Source organism: Photobacterium sp. SKA34, assembly GCF_000153325.1.
In the GTDB taxonomy this organism is placed as follows: Bacteria; Pseudomonadota; Gammaproteobacteria; order Enterobacterales; family Vibrionaceae; genus Photobacterium.
The window spans coordinates 665823-689490 of the sequence record NZ_CH724141.1; the positions used below are offsets into that span (position 1 = coordinate 665823).

Annotated in this window: 12 protein-coding genes and 4 pseudogenes; 8 read left to right on the forward strand and 8 right to left on the reverse strand. The window is 38.7% G+C overall.

Annotated elements, in window-relative coordinates; genetic code table 11:
• From SKA34_RS23105 to SKA34_RS04565, 3 genes and pseudogenes are all read right to left on the reverse strand, one after another.
• Positions 1-155 (reverse strand): annotated as a pseudogene (locus tag SKA34_RS23105) (glycerophosphodiester phosphodiesterase); the annotation flags it as partial.
• 47 nt (positions 156-202) lie between these two features.
• Complete coding sequence (glpT, locus tag SKA34_RS04560) at positions 203-1570, reverse strand: glycerol-3-phosphate transporter (RefSeq protein ID WP_006644336.1); 1368 nt, start codon at positions 1568-1570, stop codon at positions 203-205.
• Between the two features lie 440 nt (positions 1571-2010).
• Positions 2011-2824: pseudogene (locus SKA34_RS04565) on the reverse strand (glycerol kinase).
• Between the two features lie 379 nt (positions 2825-3203).
• On the opposite strand from SKA34_RS04565, the gene SKA34_RS04570 reads away from it, so the two are divergent.
• Positions 3204-4205 (forward strand): glycosyltransferase family 9 protein, encoded by a 1002-nt coding sequence (locus tag SKA34_RS04570; RefSeq protein ID WP_006644339.1) that lies wholly within the window; start codon positions 3204-3206, stop codon positions 4203-4205.
• A 777-nt stretch (positions 4206-4982) separates the two neighbouring features.
• Here the strand turns inward: SKA34_RS04570 and SKA34_RS04580 are convergent.
• Positions 4983-5882 carry a LysR family transcriptional regulator gene (locus SKA34_RS04580; protein WP_006644342.1) on the reverse strand — a complete coding sequence of 300 codons (900 nt, stop codon included), beginning with the start codon at positions 5880-5882 and terminating at the stop codon, positions 4983-4985.
• 229 nt (positions 5883-6111) lie between these two features.
• Between SKA34_RS04580 and SKA34_RS04585 the strand changes: the two genes are divergently transcribed.
• Positions 6112-7149, forward strand: coding sequence for an alkene reductase (locus SKA34_RS04585; protein WP_006644343.1), 1038 nt, complete (start codon positions 6112-6114; stop codon positions 7147-7149).
• Between the two features lie 222 nt (positions 7150-7371).
• Here SKA34_RS04585 and SKA34_RS04590 read toward each other — a convergent pair whose 3' ends face one another.
• Genes SKA34_RS04590 through SKA34_RS04600 form a run of 3 tightly spaced genes read right to left on the reverse strand, consistent with a single transcriptional unit; the run spans position 7372 to position 9882 of the window.
• Positions 7372-8226, reverse strand: a complete 855-nt coding sequence (locus tag SKA34_RS04590; RefSeq protein WP_006644344.1) for a metal ABC transporter permease — start codon at positions 8224-8226, stop codon at positions 7372-7374.
• A complete protein-coding gene (locus SKA34_RS04595) occupies positions 8223-8981 on the reverse strand; it encodes a metal ABC transporter ATP-binding protein (RefSeq protein WP_006644345.1) in 759 nt (252 codons plus the stop codon). Before SKA34_RS04595 ends, SKA34_RS04590 begins: the two co-directional genes overlap by 4 nt.
• A 10-nt stretch (positions 8982-8991) precedes the next feature.
• Positions 8992-9882 carry a metal ABC transporter solute-binding protein, Zn/Mn family gene (locus tag SKA34_RS04600; protein WP_006644346.1) on the reverse strand — a complete coding sequence of 297 codons (891 nt, stop codon included), beginning with the start codon at positions 9880-9882 and terminating at the stop codon, positions 8992-8994.
• Positions 9883-10373: 491 nt separating this feature from the next.
• Here SKA34_RS04600 and SKA34_RS04605 point away from each other — a divergent pair, with 491 nt between their 5' ends.
• Positions 10374-14186, forward strand: a complete 3813-nt coding sequence (locus SKA34_RS04605; RefSeq protein WP_006644347.1) for a hypothetical protein — start codon at positions 10374-10376, stop codon at positions 14184-14186.
• Between the two features lie 325 nt (positions 14187-14511).
• On the opposite strand, the gene SKA34_RS04610 is transcribed toward SKA34_RS04605, so the two are convergent.
• Positions 14512-17148: a glycosyl hydrolase family 18 protein gene (locus SKA34_RS04610; RefSeq protein ID WP_006644348.1), complete on the reverse strand. Its 2637-nt coding sequence runs from the start codon at positions 17146-17148 to the stop codon at positions 14512-14514.
• An 829-nt stretch (positions 17149-17977) separates the two neighbouring features.
• Between SKA34_RS04610 and SKA34_RS04615 the strand changes: the two genes are divergently transcribed.
• From SKA34_RS04615 to SKA34_RS04640, 5 genes and pseudogenes are all read left to right on the forward strand, one after another.
• Positions 17978-18682: an ABC transporter ATP-binding protein gene (locus SKA34_RS04615; protein WP_006644349.1), complete on the forward strand. Its 705-nt coding sequence runs from the start codon at positions 17978-17980 to the stop codon at positions 18680-18682.
• Positions 18669-19484: pseudogene (locus tag SKA34_RS04620) on the forward strand (ABC transporter permease); the annotation flags it as partial. The gene SKA34_RS04615 and the pseudogene SKA34_RS04620, both read left to right, overlap by 14 nt.
• 68 nt (positions 19485-19552) lie before the next feature.
• Positions 19553-20730, forward strand: a protein-coding gene (locus SKA34_RS04630; RefSeq protein WP_086004105.1) for an IS3 family transposase whose coding sequence is annotated in 2 segments (ribosomal slippage) — positions 19553-19811 and positions 19811-20730 — 1179 coding nt in all. Because the reading frame shifts where the segments join, the coding sequence is not laid out codon by codon here.
• A gap of 12 nt (positions 20731-20742) precedes the next feature.
• A pseudogene (locus SKA34_RS04635) lies at positions 20743-22419 on the forward strand (ABC transporter permease); the annotation flags it as partial.
• On the forward strand, positions 22419-23540 hold the full coding sequence (locus SKA34_RS04640; protein WP_006644352.1) for a lipocalin-like domain-containing protein: 1122 nt from the start codon (positions 22419-22421) through the stop codon (positions 23538-23540). The pseudogene SKA34_RS04635 and the gene SKA34_RS04640, both read left to right, overlap by 1 nt.
• Positions 23541-23668: the final 128 nt, after the last annotated feature.

Sequence of the window (23668 nt, forward strand, 5' to 3'; positions counted from 1 at the left end):
TCAGGTTTCATCGCATAAGCGAGTGCTTTAGCTTCAAGTGTATGTTCAGGTAAATAACCCGATGCGCCACGATGGGCAATAACAAGCGGATTTGCAATCACCCCTGCTGATAAACTAAGTGCTAAAAAAGTTAAGCCTGCTGAGATTTTTTTCATCTTATATCCTTGATAAATAGTGAGGGGCCATCCACCCCTCAATACGGTTATTGTGCTAATGCTGCTTTTTCTTTTGCTTTACGTTCATGCATTGCTCGTTCACCTAATAGTGCATAAATAAAGCACACAATAGATGTCACACAAGAACCAACCAGAATAATAAAGCCACCATCCCAACCATAAAGATCAACGGTATAACCAAGTACAGCGTTTGCCGCAACCGCACCACCAAGATAACCAAATAGACCCGTTAAACCTGCCGCAGTACCTGCTGCTTTCTTAGGAGCAAGCTCAAGCGCATATAAACCAATTAACATCACTGGCCCATAAATTAAAAAGCCAATAGCAATAAGCGCTAACATATCAATGGTTGGATTACCCGCAGGGTTAAACCAGTAAACCAATACCGCCAGCGTTACTAGGACCATAAACAAAATACCGGCAGGTGCACGACGTCCTTTAAATAACTTATCGGAAATCCAACCACACAATAAGGTGCCAGGAATACCTGCCCACTCATATAAGAAGTAAGCCCATGATGTTTTATCAACAGAAAAACCTTTCGCTTCTTTTAGATATACTGGCGCCCAATCTAGCACTCCGTAGCGGATCAGATAAACAAAGGCATTAGCAATCGCAATAGACCAAAGTAGCTTGTTATTAAAGATATACTTAAAGAAAATTTCTTTCGCCGTCATTTCCGTTTCGAACGACTTATCGTAACCATCAGGGTAATCATCTTTATATTCTTCGATTGGTGGTAAACCACATGACTGAGGCGTATCACGCACGGTTAACCAAACAAAAAATGCGACTAGCAGAGCAAAAAGGGCAGGGACATAAAAAGCAGTACGCCAGTCGTCATTAAATGCCCAAAGGCCAAGAATAAACATGGGGCCGATTAAGCCGCCACCCACGTTATGAGCAACATTCCACACCGACACTATTTCGCCGCGTTCTTTACGAGACCACCAATGCACCATGGTACGTCCACACGCAGGCCACCCCATTCCTTGGAACCAACCATTTAGAAATAATAAGATGAACATAGCAGCCACACTACCCGTTGCCCATGGCATAAAGCCAAAGCAGAGCATGACTAACGAAGACATAACCAGTCCAGCCGTTAAAAAGTATCTTGGGTTAGAACGGTCTGAAACATTCCCCATTAAGAACTTCGATAAACCATAAGCAATAGACACCGCAGCCAAAGCAACACCAAGCTCTCCGCGGCTGAAGCCTTCATCAATTAAATATGGCATCGCCAAACTAAAGTTCTTACGGACAAGGTAATAACCTGCATAGCCGAAGAAAATGCCGAAAAATAACTGCCATCGTAGGCGAGAATAGGTGCTATCGACCTTACTATTTGATAAAGGTGCGATATGCGCCTTCGGTTTGAACATTCCAAACATCAGAGCCTCATTGTTATCCATACATCATTAAAAACGAACATTTTCGCTCATAAGCGAAATTTTGGTGAATTCTATGGACATCAAATTAAATTTCTGTGACAAAGGTTTAGTTAGTGTTAATAAATTGAATATCTGACCAGATAAATATACTCAACAGGAACAGAATCACGCTTTCAACAAATAGAGTAATCATAGCTACTCTGTTGATAACGAAAAATATCGCTCATAAAACAATCAAAGGCGTGGGATAGAAGTTGTATTTCAGGAAATAGATGAACAAGAGAAAGAGAAAGAGAAAGAGAAAGAGAAAGAGAAAGAGAAAGAGAAAACGATACGATAGAAATCAGAATAATAAATAAAGTTAGTGTTCACATAATAGAATAAAGCGATAACAGTAAATGTAATTATCGCTTCGTAACATATCAAGACGTAAGTAAATGTTAATAGGCTTTAATATCAAATTTAAGTAGCAATCTTGGCAATACATCATCTAAATTTTGCACATCATCATCCTTCAACTCAATTAAATTAAATTAAAACCATATTTTTATAGAGATCTTGTTTAATTTTCTTTCTATGTGCATATTTCGGATCATCTTCCAATCCCCAAAATTCGATATATACCTTGCCTGTCGGTAAATAGAAATCACAGTACAGATCTTCTTCAATCGGTAATTTACGCTCATAAGCATGAACGATGCCTGCCATATATAACCAATTATCGATCAGCATCTCAGCTTTTGAACGCACATAGTGCCCGTCTGCGGCGCGGTGTTTTGCCTCAAATTTCTGACGAAAATTCGAGACAGAATTATCGGTGCTTTTCGCTTCAGCATTCGCTCATGTAATTTAATTTACGGAATGAATGAGACTCTTATTTTTTAACACGCTATCGTCCCAGACCACATAAGGTACGCCCGTTCGGAAATCTTCTTTTTGAACACCACCAAGACGAAGCCCTGAATTATTGACTTTCCAACCTTTGACTGCTTTATTAATCCAGCCTAACTCATCTAAAATCTGATTAATTTTATCCGAGGTTAAATTGAAATGGATGCTGATTTGTGTCACTGATAACTTTTTTCCTTCAAACTTAAATTGTTCAACAGTCTCTAATGAATCAGGCCACACAATGTATTGTCCAAACTTAGACGATTGTTTGTATTCACCTTGTGCTTTTTTGCCAACTTCTGTTAAATGCCATTCAGCGTTATCTCGAATAATATAGCCAGCATCGGCTAATTGATTAAACAACTATTTTGCGACAATACCACGTGCTTTAGCCAACTGTGAGGTTGGAATTTTAATCGTCATGTAAGGCTCTCTTAGTAACCTGTCACCTGGTGATATTAACTTTATTAACACTAAGTTATATACATAAAAAAGTTAATACAATGCATAAAAACCCTTCACAAAATAAGATGTATCTCTGATTTTATCAACACATAAACAGCAGTATAAAAAGATGAGGGCATCCCTAGTGGCAATGCCGCTGGTGAGGTATATGACAGTTAGGCTTTAGAGTATGCCTAAATTTGAAAAAAACATGAATCACAATTATTTAGGTTGACTGATAATTGAAGATTCATCAAAATGAATTTAGATAAATATTTAGAATGGATACTAGTTTTTCATGCTTAAAAAGTTTATATCTAGCATATTAAATAGAAGGGTAAATAAATTATCATCTATAAATAGCCTTCCAGAAAAACCGAATGTATTTATTAATGCCACATTTCAGATAGGTGATTACTTCGCAATGTCACCTATAATTGAAGCTGTTAAAGCCAAGTGGCCAGAAGCCAATATGGTTGTTTTATGTACGAAGAAAAATGCAGATGTTGTAAAATATGATACTAGGGTTAATTACATTTGCTTACCAAAAGAAAGGGAATGGTATAAATACCCTACGATATTAAAAGAGAAGATCAATTGTAATGTAGATTTACTAATAGAAGTGTCTTCTATAGAAAAACCATACCGGAGTATCGTCGGATTTACATTAAAGCCCGACTTAACTATCGGTCACGATTGTTACAAACATAGTTGTATACAGAACCCACCTATACAATTAGATAACGATAACATAAGTAAGCCTGAATGCTGGTCAAAACTAATGGCTGCATATGGTTTTGCTCAGCCCCCTGCTCTGTTTAAGGTTTTTGATAAAGAAAACGATAAAATGGAAATGCTGATTAATAGTAAAAACCTTAAAGACTATTTGATTTTTAATCCATTTGCTTCTCGTAACAGTAGATCACTAAATATAAAGAAGAGTATAGATATACTTACAAAATTAAAAAACGATGGATTTAATTGTGTATTTATTTTGCCTTCCTATATAAAAAATAAAGATGTATGGGAAAGTCAATTAGCGCCAGTTTCTAGTGTTTGCTGTGTGGATTCTATACAAGATGCTATCTATTTGATTAAAAAATCAAAAGGCGTTATCTCTGTGGATACTGCGATAATTCACATAGCTAGTGCTTATAATATACCAACAATAGGTTTATTTAAGGAGTCACAACTTGAATGTAAGCTGTGGCATCCTCAGAGTTCAAAAAAACATGTAGGAGCATTAACCGGCAATGTTGAAGATATAATTAATAGTCGAATTTTCACTACTAATGAATAATCTAGTTAAGCTATGTATCTCAATATAACATTGTTATAACACATGTAATTTATAAACCGATTAAGCGCTCTCAAGTTATGAATCGGTTTACCATTTCTTCAATACTCATTGAATTTTTCATAAAAAGCGATTCAATCCCATCGTTCAAACCCACGACATATCATCAAAAGACGGCCACATGTCTAAGCAACGTAGCACTCATCAATCGTTTTACTTTAGGGGTCTCATATTTGCTAAAATATAAACATATATTTGACACATATCGCCCATCTCTAATCTTGATTAAGGATGCTACGTGATGAAAAAACTTCTTTTTACTGTACTCTCTTTTTTACTATTTTCAGCTCCATCATTCGCTGCATATACAAACTATACAGTGTTAAACAGTGCGCTAGGTACTGTTGACCTTGTTTTAGAAAAACCATTTTGTGAATAGCACTTTCTCGGCGAGATACAACCTTCTGAATTAAGGCAGGATAACGTAACCAGAGGAATTTGCATGCTTGCAAGGATAAATGGAGCGATCCATATGGATGATAGTGTTGTAGCCCACTTAAAATACAGATCACCTGGTACAACATATGGTCAATTCATTGTTATAACAAAACAAGAAGATGGTAAGTGGAGCGGGAAAATAATGCCGTTCGATGATTTTGATAGGTTTCCAGACCCAAAATAGATCAAATATTAATAACTAAATAATGTTTAATATAGCATCAAAAAATGCAATTAAAGGGCCCACACAAAAGCCAGCATATACCATTTTAAAATTAATAGTTAATTAAGTCGCTCTGAGCTTTCTATCTTCTCTTTCATAAAATCAATAAAGCATCGGATCTTTAATGAAACATAACGATTGTTAGTATAAATAGCATGAAAAGGTAATGGTTGAGTTTTATAAGACGGCATTAACTGTTTTATTCGACCAGCGTTTATTTCATTTTCTACCATCCAAACAGGTAATAACGCAATGCCAACACCATCAAGTACAGAGCGTAAAATAGCATCACAACTATCGCTCTTAAAATTGCCACTTACCGAGACTGATTTTTTGATCTTTTTATTATAAAAATTCCAATTATTCATGGTCGAAGAAAGGGAATAAATAATGCAATTATGTTGATTAAGATCTTCTGGTGTTACGGGCTCTCCGTATTTCGCAATATAAGCGGAAGAGGCAACGAGAATATTAGGGTTATCAAATAAATGTCTCGCTATTAATGAAGAGTCTTCTAATTCTCTGGCTCGAATTGCAACATCAACACCTTCACTAATAATATCGACATGTTTATCACTTAACGTTAAATCCACGCTTATATCAGGATAACGCGCTAAAAACTCAGAAATAATAGGCGCAATAAAAATATTACCGAAGGTAATAGGTGCTGCGATTTTAATTACCCCTTGAGGTAATGCTCGATGTGCTCGCACATTAGATTCCGCCTCATCTAATTCACTGATAATAGCAACACATCGTTCATAATATTCAGCGCCAACCTCAGTTAAAGCAAGGTCTCGACTGCTTCGTGTCAACAATTTACCTTCTAGCTTATGCTCCAACGCAGCTATTTTTTTACTTATTGTTGCTTGAGTTGTATTTTGCTCACGCGCAGTAGCAGAAAAGCTCTCGGTTTGTACAACACGAATAAAGGCTCGCATTGCGCCTAATTGATCCATTGCCTACCCCATGCATTAAACCCTTATTCAAGATAAAGACATAATGGCACATTTCCTGACTCTTTTGCATTCTAAAATGGAATAGATGGTATTCATTTTATCGGTCTGACATTCCATTTTGTGTCGGTATATAGTCACACCCTCACGCAGTAACCACACTAAATCATCACCCAACATAAAACCGATGTGCCTACTGTGAACCATATAAAAGCGAGAAAGGTAACCTGTAATGACACAAGATATTTTATTTAGCCCCTATCAACTTAGTCAGGATCTGATCTTAAAAAATCGTATTGTTATGGCGCCAATGAGCCGATGCGTGGCGACAGACGATTTCATCCCAACACCTGAGATGGCTGACTATTATGCTCGTCGAGCCAGTACGGGATTGATCATTACTGAATGTACAATGATATCGCCAACCGCGCAGGGTTACCCTAATTCGCCCGCTATTTTTAACGAAGAACATGTTGCAGGCTGGAAGCAAGTTACACAAAAAGTGCATGAAAATGGCGGTAAAATATTTGCCCAATTATGGCATACAGGCCGAGTGTCACACCCTATTTACCTAAATGGAAACAAGCCATTAGCCCCTTCATCGGTTGGTCTTACAGGGCGTGTAAAGCGTACTGATAATTTACAGTATGAAGAGCCTAAAGAAATGACACCTTCTGATATTCAGACTGTAATCAACGATTTTGCGAAAGCCGCAAAATATGCCAAAGAAGCAGGGTTTGATGGCGTTGAAATACATGCAGCTAATGGCTATTTATTAGATCAATTTCTACATTGGGATACGAATCGTCGTAACGATAATTGGGGACAAAACCCTGAAAATATGAGCCGTATTTTATTTGATGTCATCAATGCCGTTAAACAGCAAATTCAATTCGTGGGTGTACGCTTATCGCCTGTTGCTTATTTAAATATTGAACATGACGATCGCGATAAACCTGTTTTTGATTATGTATTAGAGCAGTTAAATCAATATGATTTGGCATACGTACATACAGGTATGTTTGATGATAGTTATCAAGATCATTTAAAAAGAACTGTTACACAATATATTCGTCAACATTATCATGGCAGCGTTATTGCCTGCGGCGGCTATAACTCAGAGAGTGCGAGAGAGGCACTATTAAATAACGATGCTGATTTAGTGGCTATCGGTCGCCCATTCATTGCTAACCCTGATTACGTTGAAAAAACACGTCAAAACAATAATCTAACACCGTACGATGCAGGTATGTTAAATGTACTCTTCTGAATAATATCGGCAGCATAGTACACATAAAACACTAAACCGTTCATACCACCAGATTGACGACAAAAACAAAAAAGCCAGCACATAACATGCTGGCTTTTCGTTTATTTAGCTATTGGCAAGCTTATAGCTTACCCATGCTTCAGCCCAATATTGGCTTAAACCCGGTGCGTCGGTCACTGGAATCTCATCCGTATTTTGCTCTTCTAGAATGCAGACTGGTGTTTAGATTCTATTTTCTGAACTATTAAGCGGCTGAACTGTACCTTTTTTAAAGAGTTTCAGGGTTTCTTTAAGCCCCAGTTGCAACGCTAAACAAATAGACGCGGTAACAACAATGGTTGCCCCTGACGGTAGGTTCATCTGGTAAGAGAAAATCAACCCCGTTAACGTAAAGCCAAGACACCATAAAATACTTTGGCACATCATGGATAACATGGATTTTGTATATTGAGCCGCCATATACGCAGGCATAGTTAGCAGCGCCATCACCAGTACAATACCCACCACTTTCACTAAGATCACGCTAGCAATTGCCACCAGCACTAATAATGATAAGTACATGCGTTTTACTTTGACGCCTTTACTCTGCGCAAAATCAGCATCAAAAGACATCAAGACTAGCGAACGATAGTTATAAATCGTGTAGGCACCAATGATCAGGACACTGCCCCCCATTAGGTATAACGTCGAGACTGGAACGGTGAGAATGCTACCAAATAGGTAACTGCTTAAATCTGCGCTATACCCTGGCGTTAACGCCATTAAGATGATGCCGATTGCCATGCCTAACGACCAAATCAGACCGATAAAAATATCTAACTGCTCTAGTTTACGCTGACTTAGCGCCCCTAATAACAAAGCATTAATCGAAGTAAACACCAAGGTTGTTGGCATTACCGCTGTACCTGCATAGAAAGCTAACCCCACACCGCCGTATGCCGTGTGAACAATACCACCAGAGAGAAAGACTAATCGATTGGTTACGACTAATACGCCAATAATGCCGGCAACAATGCTAACAAGCACTGCTGCAATTAATGCGTGTTGAATAAAGTTATATTGTAAGAGCTCGATCATACTAAAGCAGGACTTGGTTCGTTATTGGATGTGGTTGACTGAACAAGATCTTTAATAAAATGGCTGTTCACGCCGTATAAGTGTTGCAACATATCAGACGTTAATGCCTTACTCTGCTGCACTTTCATGGTTTGGTTTAGCCCTAAAATCACATCAATCTGATACTCTAAAATACTCATGTCATGACTCACCACCAATACCGCAACATCTTTGGGCAGCGCTGATAGCAAGGCAAAAAATTGTGCCGTCATGCTTGGATCAACATTACTGGTTGGCTCATCAAGTATTAATAGCTTAGGTTGAGCAATTAACGCTCTAGCTACTAACACACGTTGACGCTGTCCGCCTGAAAGATCTTTAAACAGCGTATTCTCTATATGCTCGATATGCATTTGTTGTAATGCTTGGGTTAATAAGGCTGATAGCAATCTCTTATCTTTTAGCTGCTCAGCATTTGCCCCCATTAATACAACATCTTTTACTGTGACAGGTAATATTGGATTCAATTTATATTGTTGAGGAACATACCCAATAAGCGCTGGATGGCGACCGGGATGGTCGCCAAACAGTGCTAGATTGCCCTGATAACCCGATAATATACCCAGTAGTAGTTTGACTAATGTCGTTTTACCACCGCCATTGGGTCCAAGTAATGCACAACGTTGACCTTCGTAAAGCTCGAAGTTTATATCAATTAATGCTTGATGGTTCTTATAAGCAAAACTGACATTCTGTACATCCACAATCTTTTTCATTTTTTAACTCTTAGTGATTCACGTTAGATTCAAACGCGTTCGCAACAGTTAGCAAGTTATTACCCCAATCTTCTGCAAGTGGGTTAATTGCTACCACTTTGCCGCCAATTGCACTCGCAATAACTTTTGCTTGTTCTTTCGAGAATTGCGGCTCAATAAAGATAACTTTAATGTGCTGTTTCTTAGCTGTATCAATCAGTGATTTTAGACGTTGAGCGCTTGCTTCTTTACCTTCATCTTGAATAGGAAGCTGACGTAAGCCGTAATCTGTCGCGAAGTAACCCCACGCTGGGTGGTAAGTCATAAATTGATTGTGTGCTGCTGGGATCTTTGACGTGATATCAATTAAAGCATCATCAATTTGATTGATCTTTTTAGAGAACTTTAGGTAATTTTCGCGATATTCTTGCTGGTGCTGAGGATCAACGTTAATTAATGCATCACGAATGTTCATTGCTTGAATACGCACAAGTGCTGGTGATAACCAAATGTGTGGGTCTTTAATGCCAGACGTCGCAGGAATACGCTCACCATCGTCGTTGTAAGCCATTGGCATGCGCTCAACACCTTTCTGAGTATCAACAATCGTTAGATCTTTTGCTGAGCTTTTAAATTTGTTTAACCAGCTTTTTTCAAATGGCACACCGATAGAAAAGTAAAGTTTACTCTTGTTAAGTAACACAACTTGGTTTGGTGTTGGCTCGTAGTCATCTGGCTCAGCTCCTGCTGGCACCATTACATTGACATCAACGTTTTGACCGCCAATTTCTTTCACAAAATACTTTTGTGGCGCAATACTTACCGTTACATCAATTGGCGCTTCTGCAGCCATTGCTTTTGATACTGAAAACAAGACGCACAGCGTTGTCATCAATGCTACAAATGAAGACTTCTTTTTCATCGATCTATTCCTAATCATGACATTATTAATCCTGAGTGAATCACTCGGGATTGTTATGTTATAACATTTCCTTATTTTTAAAAGTTCGAATATATCTAAGAGAAGCAGTATTAATTAATTAATGACAATTAATTACCATTAAACATAAAAGCATTAAATAACAGTCAATCTTTCTCTATTTTATTTTTTAATTGAATATCAATTAGATGGTGTTTTAATAAAATTAAAATCACTCACAACACAATTAAAAAATGGAATCTTAATTATCAATATTAACATGCCAGATTACTACTTCGATCTAATTTAGTTATTACTATGCACTATCAAAATAAAAATTAATCAGTACTAAATTAAAACAATATAAAAACACTGCATTTACATTGACAGTAAAAATAATCCACCTTCCTGATATTGATATAACAAATGAAGCAAATTATTCCTATAAAGTAACAACTCATTATTAAATAACTTCAGGATGAGGGGTTGATGAGTTGAAACACTCTAATTTTCACAATGGATATTTATTCCTACTTTTAAGTATATTATTTTTTTCTTTAAGCTCAATTTCAGGTTGTGATCGCTCTGGTAACAGTGAAGATTCAGCTAAAACAAAAGTATTGGAAAAAATAACAGTCGAAACATCAAACAAAACAATATTGAAAGGCATAAACACTAATGAGGAACGTGCTATTCCAATAGGTTATAGCCTAGAAATGACAGCTATTGGGCACTACTCAGATGGAAGTACTCAAGATATTTCAGACCAAGTATCATGGCAATTATCAAACCAAGAAGTTGGGCAATTAAACAAAAATAGTTTTATTTCAAAGCTGCAAGGTTCAATTTTTGTTAAAGCCAATCTAGATGATATAAAGAGCCAAGATTTCAGTATTGAAGTCACTAATGCCCACTTGGAAAACATTGTAGTTTCTCAATCTCAGCCTCGCTCCGGTAAAGCAGATATCACTTTTGCAAAAGGCATAAAAACAGCTTTAATTGCCACGGCCTATTATTCAGATGGAACTGCAATTGATGTCACTCACTTAGTCTCTTGGCATTCAAATAACCCAAATATTGCTGACGTTGAAGATGGTGTATTACAAATTCTTGCTAATTTTGGAGAGGCTTCAATTCACGCTAAACTTGAGAATATTGAAAGTGAAGAATTAAGTGTTGAAGCTACACAAGCTGAACTGCTTAGCGTTAGTATCTCTTCAAAAATAGCAAAAACCGCAAAGTCTGATTTAACTTTAGCTAAAGGCATGCAAGCAAAACTTTTAGCCACTGCTCACTATAGTGATGGATCTTCACCTGATGTCACTGACCAAGTGAAATGGATATCAAGTAATCCAGGAGTTGCCTCATTCAAAGGGCAACTTCTAGAAGCGAATCATTCTGGTAACACAAACGTTATTGCATCTTTTAAAGGTTTAGATAGTCAACCTCTTAGTGTCGAATCAACTGCAGCAACAGTAACAAGCATCAACATTACAGCCAACGCATCTTATACCGGTGATGCCGATTATACTCTCGCCAAAGGTGTCTCTATACCATTTACAGCAACTGCATACTTTTCTGATAATTCAGTTTTAGATGTGACAGATGTCGTTACTTGGGTATCTGATTCTCCAGTCAGCGTAGAGTTCTTCAATAACCAATTAAAAGCTCTATCAGATTCAAGCGAAACCAACGTGCATGCTATATTTAAGGGACTTCAAAGTAATAGTAAGCAGATTAAAACCACATCAGCTGAATTAATTAGCTTGAGTATTAATACAAATACCTCTAATTCGTCCGCAGATGCTGATATCAGCTTGGCAAAAGGACTAAAAGTAAACTTCACAGTGACAGCTCATTACTCAGATAACTCATCATTAGATGTGACTAATCAAGCAGCTTGGAATTCAGACACTCCTGCTGTTGCAAGTTTTACTGAAAATACGATAAAAATTAATTCATCCTCAGGCGTTGCAAATGTTCATGCCTTATATGGTGGATTATCAAGTGATATCAAGACCGTTTTAGCAGCGGACCCCGAACTTATCAGCGTCAGTATTTCTACTGATACACCTAAAAGCAGCAGTGAGAATATCTTGTTGCCTAAAGGGATAACACTTGCGTTTAAGGCCTTTGCTTACTATTCCGATGGCTCATCATCAGATGTCACAAATGAGATAGCATGGAGCTCTAGCACACCAGATGTGGCAGACTTCAATGCTAATATTTTAAAAGCAAATTCAGATATCGGTACGACAATTGTTCATGCAACGTATGCCGGCGTAAAAAGTGATTCAAAAGTCATTGAAACAACAGCTGCAACAATAGAATCGCTGAGTATTTCAGCACAAGCTCCTCATACCAGTAACGCAGATATTACACTACCTAAAGGCGTTAACGTGTCGTTTATTGCCTATGCCCATTATAGCGATGGCTCAAGTAAAGATGTCACTGCTCAATCATCATGGCTATCTGATAAACCAAGTATTGCTAATTTTACAAATAATACTCTCGAGGCGAACTCCAATAGTGGTTCAGCAAAAGTTTATGCTTTTTTTGACGGGATAAGCAGTAACACAAAAAGTATCATTGCGACAAATGCAAAAATAGAAAGTGTCAGTATTAAAACAGAGAAGACACCGAATGCGTTAATACTACCAAAAGGAACTCAAATTTCCTTTGTCGCAACCGCTCACTACAGTGACGGCAGTACACAAAATGTTACTGAATTAGCATCATGGATTTCTAATCAGACTCACGTAGCTAACTTCTCAAGTAACAAACTCGACGCTAAAGCCGATTCAGGTAATGTTGAAATATTTGCTTCATTTGGCAACGTAAAAAGCAATACCAAAACAGTCATGGTTACTGCGGCACAATTAACAAAAATCGTTATCAGTAAGACTGGCGATGGAAATATGTTACCAAATGGAACCAACTCAGAATTTAAAGCTATTGCTCATTATTCAGATGGGACAACAACTGACATTACTAATGATGCTTCATGGACTTCAACAACTCCAGAAGTTGCTAATTTTACCAAAAATATTCTTGAGGCAAAGGCTGAACAAGGAACCACAGAAGTAAGTGCCAATTTTAATGGTGTTCAAAGCAACAAGATAATAATTGAAACCTCTCATGCCTTATTAACGCAAGTCACTATCAGTGCCGATACGACTCAATCACCTCTTCGCCTTCCAAAGGGCATTTCTTTGTCTTTTAAAGCTATTGCACACTACTCTGATGGGGAATCTGTCGATATTACAAATAGTGCATCATGGAGATCAAGTGTCAGTAATATCGCGAACTTTACTAAGAATAGGCTGGAGGCAAAAGCTGATACTGGATCCACTCAAGTTAGCGCGTTGTATGCTGGTATTAAAAGTGAACCCATTAATATTGAAGTTATCAGTGCAATACTAGAAAGTGTTTCGATCGAAACAAATAATCAAGACACCACAATTTCGTTGCCTCATGGAACGTCAATCGCATTCATTGCTACTGCTTATTACTCTGATGGTATGGTTGAAGATGTCACAAGTACTGCATCTTGGACATCAAAAGACGCAAATATTGTTAATTTTAATGATAATATTCTAGAAGCCAAAGCAACGTATGGACAAGCCACAGTTTTTGCTACTTTTAACAATACCGTAAGTAACAATTTTACTGTTTATGCAGATCCAGCAGAGCTTCAACAGCTCAATATTGTAGGTGCTAACAGTCTCCCTGCTTATGATTCTACTGTTAAAGAAGTTTATACTTTAAGTGGTATTTACTCAGATGGGACAACTAAACCCTACAGCGGTGATATTACTTGGAACAATATTATCACACCAAGTAACCTCGCTTCTTTTTCTGAAATTAATCAAGAATTAACAACCCATCCTGAAAATGATGTAGCAGGCAATGTACATTTACACGCATGTACCCCAGCAGGCATTTGTGCCGCACATGATATTTTACTCTATAGTGAGATTATTCAAGTAAACTCCAGTGAAGTTGGGGGGGCAAACAAAACTTGTGAAGATATAGGCCATAAATCGATTACCCAAGATCAATATAAAGAAATTATGAATTCCTCATATAGACCCGTTAAGTGGAGCACCTGGAGTAGAAAATACGTAGCGTGGTCTCATCATAAACTAAAAGCTTATATCTATGGAAGAGTTGGTATTGCAGCTGCATCTGGTTATTTCAACAAGGCGGCATTTATAGTAACTACAAGTACTGGAATTAAAGTAGATATGTTTGATTTTATTGCGGGTACAAAACATGGACCAACCCATTTAATCTGTCAAAAATAATAATGCCTTTAACTAAAGCCCTTTTTTAAGGGCTTTTTATTGCTTTATAACTTTCATTGAAAAACATAGATAATATTAAAAACCTAATATAATAATTACATTAACTTTGCATACAGTTGAAACATCAAGTTACCGTATGGTGAAGCATGACTTCTATGTTAAAAATTACATTCACCGTTATATCCTCCTCGCATGGTTTCATCCCAATCCATCTCAAGAACATGGACTAGGTCTTGACGACACTCGAGGACATGCGCACTGTAATAATATAAAAAGATGAGTATTGAAAAAGGGCTCACCCTAGCGCAGAGTGAGCCCTTGAAGGTTACTTACAATCCGATGAACCGATGTTCACCCATACTGGATCCTGGCCTGGTACAAGCCCTTTACTCCAGTATTGAGACTGCCACATTGCGCCATCGTAGTTCGCTATTGCACCACCACTATAGGCAACGTCTTGGTTCCATGGCATAACAACATCAGTCACTAACTTCCATTGATCGGCAGTTTGGCTAGGTGCGTTATTTTGCGTCCAGTACTTTGCTTCCCAAACAAGGTTATTGTGGCTAACTTTGTCACCTGTGTTATAGATAATTGCCGCGCTCCATGCTGAGTGATTCGCTGCTTCCGGATCGGTTATCACATCGCAACTACCATTGCCATTGTCGTCACCGCCGTTATTATCATCGCCACCATTATTGTTGTCATTGTCAGTATATTTTTTCACTGTCACTTCAGTCGCCGCATGTGCATCAAGCGAACCATCGGAGACTAAGACAGAAATCGTTTCTGTTGTTTGCTCATCCATGATAGGTGCTTTGAGTGTCAGTTCAGACGAGCCTAAACCTGATACCACATCAAAGTTATAAGGAATGCTCCACGAATACGTCAGGGCATCATTATCTTGATCATTGGCGTTTGCGGTTAACGTAAACTGCTCACCACTGTCGACTTTCAGCTTTTTCACCATGGTTACTGTCGGTGCATGGTTTTGATGCTGAACCTTGTTTTCAACCGTAATAGTATCGGTAGCACTCAGACCTTCTGGATCTGTTACTGTTAGTTGGAATTGATAACTGGTATCAACGTCAGTAACAGGAACATCAACGGTTGGCGCGACTGTTTTGTTATTTAAAATACTTACTGTTGGACCACTAATTTGTGTCCATGAATAAGTAATATCTTCACGCTCAGGATCGTAAGATTTGCCAGCATCTAGCTCAACATAAACAGGGCCAACAACTTTTTGATCTGCGCCTGCATTTGCAATCGGTGGACGGTTTACAGGCGGTGTATCACCACCGTGCCCTAAACCTTCATGCACAGCATTTAACAAATCGCCATTATCAGAGTCAATCTCCCATGAGAATAAGCCGCCCAAGTTATGTTGTAAGACATACTGTGCTTTGGCCTTCACTGCGCGTGGCGTGTCGTAGGTGATCAACTCACCGGTAGTAGGGTTCCACTGGTAAGAGGCTTCAGCTTTTGCATCGTAATGGCTTTCCCAACCATTGGTAGAACGGTTATCGACGATATCACGGTAATCAACCACACCGTCTTCCCACGTCCCTTTAACAGGCCCAGTTCCTTTTCCTGTCATGGGATTATTGCCTTGAACGTCATGAACACCTTTCCAACCACGACCATAAAATGGTGTGCCCACGATGATCTTCTTAGGTTCAACGCCTTGGTTTAACAGTGTTTTCACAGCTAAATCAACCGTGTGTTTAATTTCTGGTTGGTGGCTACCGTTATACAGACCAGACTGGTGACCTAGGTTGTCATTGTTCCAAGCACCAAACATGTCATAACTCATCAAGAAGATATGATCCATGTATTGCTGAGCTTGGTTATAGTCAACACGGTTAATCCCTTTTTCTGACGCACCAATCGCTGACGATAGTTCATATTGACGACCTGTTTCCGCCGATAGCTCATCAAGCATTGCGCGTAACTCTTTCATCAAGGTTACATAGGTTTGTCCGTCTTTTTCTGGATTACCTAATGCTGGGTTTGCGCCATCACCGCCAGGGAATTCCCAGTCAATATCAACACCATCAAAGAACTTCCAAGTCTGCAGAAACTCTTTCACTGAGTCGACAAACACTTTACGTTTTGCAGGATCGTCTAAGAAGAAGAAAGGATCTGAAAGCGTCCACCCCCCAACAGAAGGGAGGATCTTCAAATCAGGATGCGCTTTTTTCAATGCCATTAATTGACCAAAGTTACCACGGTAAGGATCTGAGTGTTCACTCACTCCTTGCTGTGGTTTTGATATTGCAGCCCATGGATCATGAATAGATACCTCAAAATCTTTTTGACCAGCACACGCCTTTTGTAACGCGTTAAAGCTGCCAGCAATAGATTTTAAACTGTCATTAATGCCATCCCCACCACAAATAGGAGTAAAGCCATAAAGGATATGGGTAAGGTTTTGCGCTGGAATATCATCAACGGTGAATTTGCGGCCATACACGCCCCATTCGACGAAATAACTCCCCACAACTTTTCCAGTGGTATTCGTATGCGGCCTGTTATTTTCTTTAAACGGCGCATTTAATGGTTTTAAGTGACTACCGTCAGTATCCGCTACCATCAACTGTTTAGGAGCACTGGTACTACAGCCGTCATCGTTACATGCTTGGACTGTCATTTCATACGTTCCACCTTTTGAGAGTTCAAAGGTTGCAGTACTGCCCTGACCTTCCCAAACAACACGACCATCTAGTAATAGCTTAGAGTGCGTAACTTCACCGCTCCATACATCCCAGTTAACCGTTGCATTTATATGATCATGACGGGCTTTAACGATATTTTTATAGCTTGTCGCTTCACTATCAATTTCGGTAAGCATATATTTATACTCACCCCACTCAATAGTTGGCACACCTGGTTTTGCTGCATGGGCAACATTGCTAGAAATTAAACTTCCAATAACTAATGCGATATATGAATTCTTCAATATAAACTCCGTTTTATTTATTATTGAATTAACTTTTATTTTATAAATGTTATTTTCCAAAAACAGAGCAACTTTATACTTTCTATATTAATAAAGCCACAAAGAAAAAATATAAAACCACATATTAATAAAGTGTATAAGTATTATTTATTAAACACTTGTTTAAACTTTAAAATTAATTAAAAAATAACAATCCCAACATATTAATAACTAATTTATTATTAAACAAAGTCAACACATAAATACGAACAAAAGCAACAGTATGAATATGAATTTAGAGTTATAGCTCTTGATGATATTAAATGTATAATATTGCTTCTCTGTCATTATTTAGATTGCGGCTAGTAATTTTTTACTCACACTAAAACTAAAGTTATATTAATGAAATAACCCTTAATATTAAAAATAATGAATAAAAGTTAACCATTATTGACAAAGAGAAAATTAAATTTAGTTTATTTTTTGTGATAAAGCTCAAAAATGTTATTAACGTTGTTATCACCCTTTTAAATGTAAAGGGATAAATATATTTATAATTTATATCTTTTATGTTCAGCTCTTAAATAAAACATTCTTTCATCAATTAAAAAGCAATGTAATAAAATGTATTCATAACGCTTATCCGTAAATAATTTGTGATCCTCAATATAAAACATAGACCTTAAGCGACTGCTTCCTATTATCAAACATGATTTTTATTCATCTTCTTTTTTAATGGCTTTATCTACTCCTTCTTGGACAAAGATTGTCTAAAATTAAAAGGTGTTTATGAATCACGGAAATTTGCACCAAATTTATCTATATTAATATAAGCAAAATGGAGAAAATCATGGAAGATAAGCTTGTTTCTCTAATTAATACTTCTAAATTTTTTGTCGATGGAAAAGACTCTCATCGCGTATTGGATAATGTTAATTTTCAAGTTTCACGTGGCGAAAGTGCCGCTTTAACAGGAACGAGTGGAAGTGGAAAAAGCACGATTCTTAATATTATTGCAGGCTTTGAACCTCTAACGGATGGCGAATTATGGCTCAATAATGAAAATACGGGGGCTTGGAACGATCAACAATGGAGCCATTTTCGCTTTCAAACACTAGGGATTATCTTCCAACAATTTAATTTGCTAACCCCACTTAATGTCAGGCAAAACATTGCATTTCCCCTTTCTTTAAATCGACAGCCTTGGGATAGCTGGTGTGATCATTTAGTCGATGTTCTTCAAATCAGATCGCTACTCGATAGGCATGTTTCTTCCCTCTCTGGAGGTCAGCAACAACGTGTTGCAATAGCGAGAGCACTGGCACACAAACCACAACTGTTATTAGCAGATGAACCAACGGGGAATCTCGATCAAAATGCTGGCATTGAAGTCATGCGATTACTCAATGAGCTAATAGATGAGTGTAATACCGCGCTCATCCTAGTGACACACAGTCAAGAATGCGCTGATTTTATGCAAACTCATTACCATTTATTAAATGGTCAGCTCATCAAGTCCAACAACAAAGACGAGCCTTTCTATGCAACGATTTAATATTCGCCATATTCGCGTGGTATTACATCTATTTCGTGCTCACTATCGGCAAGCGCCACTTCAGGCTGCGGCCATTGTTATCGGTATTGTGCTTGCTGTAACCTTATTTGTGGCCGTCCAAGCTATTAATCTTAATGCCAAACGTAGTTATGCAGAATCAACAGAACAGCTAAGTGCGCAAGCTACTCACCTTATTCTACCTTTATCAGGTCAACGCTATCTTTCCCAATCTTTGTACTTCTTATTAAAACAACATGGACTTAGCGATTCACTGCCAGTTATTGAAGGGCGAGTTAGCGATTCAAAAGGTCGAAGTTTATCGGTTCAGGGTAGTGATCTTATTGCAGCGATTTCCTCAATAGATCGCAATCAAAGTAAGGCTACCAATACGCGAGAGGTTTCAATTTTTAATGATGGCCTTCCCATTGCAGAACTATTAATGGGTAAGCCAATTATTTTAATGAGCCAATCCCAATTCATCCGTATGGGGAGTAGAGCAGAGCTCACACTCAATGACATAAAAACACAGGTTATCCCTTTACCTGATGAGTGGCAGCTTGGTAATCGCCTATTAACAGATATTAGCTTTGCTCAACAGTTACTCAATAAGCATGAGCAGTTAAGTTATATTGCCGTTTTTGAGGGTGCGATAAATCATAAAGATAAATGGATTCAACTTTTGAATGAACGGGCAAAATGGGTCAGCAATAATCAAAGTGCAGATCTTCGTTCGCTTACTGATAGTTTTCATCTCAACTTAACAGCTATGAGTCTACTCGCATTTTTAGTTGGTCTGTTTGTAGTGGCATAGTGAATTTGGTCACTTAGTTAGAGGTGATATCATCACTTCATACGTTAACAGGTGACACTATGACAAATCGTACAAGACGACTATTCAGCGCAGAATTCAAGCTCGAGGCTTCACAGTTAGTGATTGATCAAAATTACTCAGTGGCAGAAGCCGCCCAAGCCATGAATGTGGGTAAATCCACGATGGATAAATGGGTTCGTCAGCTTAAACAAGAACGACAAGGCAAAACGCCAAAAGCTTCGCCTATGACCCCTGAGCAAATAGAAATTCGGGAATTAAAAAAGAAGTTAGCTCGTCTTGAAGAGCATAATGAAATATTAAAAAAAGCCACGGCTCTGTTGATGTCGGACTCACTGAACAATTCTTGATGATCAAGAAACTCAAGCAGAGCTATAGCGTAAAAACATTATGCGAAGTCTTCAATGTTCATCGAAGTAGTTATAACTATTGGCTAAAGCGTCCAACAGCGATTAGGGCGGAAACAGTCAAACTTCGCAGCTTAGTTAGTGAGGCCCACGCAGCAAGCAACGCCTCTGCGGGAGCGAGGACTATTGCAGATATAGTCACAAATCAGGGTTTAAAACTGAGCCGATACCGAGCAACAAAACTCATGAGAGAGCTTGGTTTAGTCAGTTGCCAACAGCCAAAGCATCGATACAGAAAGGCTTCTCAAGAACATGTTGAGGTTCCAAATCACTTGGGCCGACAGTTTGCTGTTACCGCCCCAAATGAAGTTTGGGTTGGTGATGTTACGTATATTTGGACAGGAAATCGCTGGATGTATTTAGCGGTTGTTATTGATCTTTTTGCCCGCAAAGTGATTGGTTGGTCGATGTCTTTATCACCTGATTCCAGTCTGACAGGCAAAGCTCTTTCAATGGCTTATGAGTCGCGTGGTAAGCCGAAAGGCGTCATGTTCCACAGCGATCAAGGTAGCCACTATACAAGTCGAAAGTACCGTCAATTACTGTGGCGTTTTAAGATAAAACAGAGTTTATCTCGCCGAGGAAATTGCTGGGATAATGCACCAATGGAGCGTTTCTTTAGAAGCTTAAAGACCGAATGGGTGCCAACAGTGGGTTATCGTAGTTTTGCTGAAGCTCAACAAGAGATCATCCGCTACATTATCGGGTATTACTGTCAACTCAGGCCGCATCAATATAATGGCGGCCTAACTCCCAACGAATCAGAACGATTATATTGGGAAAACTCTAAAACCGTGGCCAATTTTAGTTGACCACTACACCTCATTGCCTACAACGGAGTAAGGTATAGCTTATTGAAACGTAATCGCCTGCTCGTTCAAATCCAACAAGCAGGTCTGACGCCTTCAAACGTGATTATAGCGTTATTTATAGAGTTAACGTTTTTAGTACTTATTGGAGCAACACTTGGCTTTATATTGGGTATTCAACTCAGCCATTGGTTGCACCCCACTGTGGCACTGACACTAGAGCAACTCTATGGGGCAACGCTTCTTCCTGATACGTGGCAGTGGCAATGGTGGGCTCAAGCTTTACTTCTGACGCTCACTGCTACATTAACTGCGTGCTGGCAGCACTTTAACCAACGTGTACACCAGCCATTATCTTCTCATGGGGGCTTTTACCAAGCACCGTCACCGTCTAATGAAAACGCTCTCTTTTTATATGGTGTCGCTCTCACCACCGTATCGTTACTTGGAATGTGGTTCACCGAGCACCATCGTTTTACTATGTTTTGGCTAGGGATCTTAGTTATTTCGATACCTTTATATCTTCCCAAATCTCTACTAACGTTGGCGAGGTTAAGTGAAAGAAAAACATCCCCTGGGCTAATCAACTACCTCTTTGCAGAACTTCGTGAGCTGATCTCTCCATTATCATTAGCCATGATGGCTTTACTATTAGCCGTTACTGCCAATATTGGTATGAATACTTTAGTGGGTAGTTTTGAATCCACTTTAAAGCGATGGCTAGAACAAAAGCTTCATGCCGATATTTATATTAGTCCGACTCAAGCAGAATTAGCACAACTTGATGGTTCACTTGACCATATTGATCATATTGAAAAAGTTTATAGGCAATATTACGTCAATGAACACCTACAAGGCTTACCTATTATACTAGGAACCAAGGACGAAGATTCATTGGCGCAAACACTGCAACTAAAAGCAGCGATACCTGATTTTTGGCAACACTTTTATGCTGATAAGGTTGCCGCTATCAGTGAGCCAACAGCGATTAAGCTTGGACTTTCTCTGGGCAGTGAATTGAAGCTGGAAGCATTTCAACAACCCATTTTACGTGTCGGGGCTATTTTTTATGACTATGGCTCACCGAATGGAGAAGTACTAATTTCTCCTCAGCTTTGGCAAAATCAAGGATTTACCGATACACCGACCAGCCTTGGCGTAAAAGTCTCTGGCGAGCATGAGGTGGTTTTAAAACAGTTAGAAGATCAACTCAATTTGCACCCTAGTCAGCTCTATGAGCAATCACAAATAAAAACCATTGCATTGAATATCTTTTCACAAACATTCGCCATCACTCGCGCATTAAATGGTGTGACTTTGATGGTCGCTGTAATAGGACTGTTTAGCTCTTGCTTTATGTTGCTCGAAGCACGCAAAGCTTCAATTGCTCGCCTGTATGCCCTTGGAATAAGTCGAAGAAAACTAATGTATATGACCACCGGGCAAATCGTCGCACTGGTAACGTTCACTTTAATGATTGCATTGCCTCTTGGCGCGTTGGTGGGGTATGTGCTAACTGACATTGTGACATTAAGAGCCTTTGGATGGAGTTTGCATTATCTATGGCGTTGGGAAGATGCATTAAGTATTGCGGCGATGACGATTCTTATTGCCGTCATCGCCACCTTACTTCCACTTTGGCGACTAGTGAGTCAGCCAATGGTCTCCAGCTTACAAAGTGAGGTCATGTAATGAAGTTAATGTATTTGTTCTATAGCTTGGTTTTTATATTGTTAATTGGCTGCGATAAACCATCGACAAAAAGCATGGGATTGCTATTAAGTCCAACGGCCAGTGATGAAACGCAATCAGCATTTGCAAAGGTTAAAAAAGGCGTTGATATTGTCTTTCCTGACGATCATAGAGCGCATAATGAATTTCGTCATGAATGGTGGTACCTAACCGCCAATTTAATCGACGATGAAGGACAAGCGTTAGGCATTCAATGGACACAATTCCGTTTCGCAACATCTCCTCCAGCCGCTAACGATCATCAAGCAGCGAGTACTTGGCAAAGTCAACAGATCTATATGGCGCACAGTGCAGTCACGACAACAGTTCAACATTTGGCTGCTGAAAAATGGTCTCGGGATCAATCCGCTTTAGCCGGTATCGAATCACAACCATTTAGAGCCTATCTTGATGATTGGCAGTGGCTTTCTTCAACGAAAGATCTATTCCCAGCAACACTCAATGTTAAGGCCAAGCGCTTTGGATATTCTTTAACCTTAACAACCAATGCTCCTTATCATAAACAAGGAGACAATGGATTTAGCACCAAAAGCCAAGATGGAAAAGTCGCTTCATATTACTACAGCCAGCCTTTTATCAAAGTAACAGGGGAAGTGACTATGGATGGTAAGCAGCATCAGGTATCAGGGACTGGCTGGATTGATAGAGAGTGGAGCTCTCAGTTTCTACTGGACTCTCAACAAGGCTGGGACTGGTTTGCTATAAGGCTATCAAATAATGAAAGCCTGATTGTTTTCCAACTCCGAGACTCCAACACGGGCAAAGCCAGCTACCAGCACGCTAAAATAATGCATCGTAATGGTGAGAACACCATCATTGATTCAGAAGATATACGTTTACGTCCTCGTGCATATACAGAGATTAATGATCGGACCTACCCAACAGAATGGCAACTCGCAATACCAAGCCAAAAGATCGATCTCGTTTTATCTGCCCTTAATCCAAATGCAAAAATGCCATTAACCATCCCCTATTGGGAGGGACCTATCATTATTAAAGGCTCGCATCGTGCTGAAGGCTACATGGAGCTGACAGGCTACATGGAGCTGACAGGCTATTAGTTAAAAGGTGAACCATATCAACATTTAATCAATATAATGAGTTAATATTAGAAATATATAACGTCACATTACCTAAATATTAGATCTAGATCGCTTTCATTATTTTTCAATATTTCTATTAGTAGATA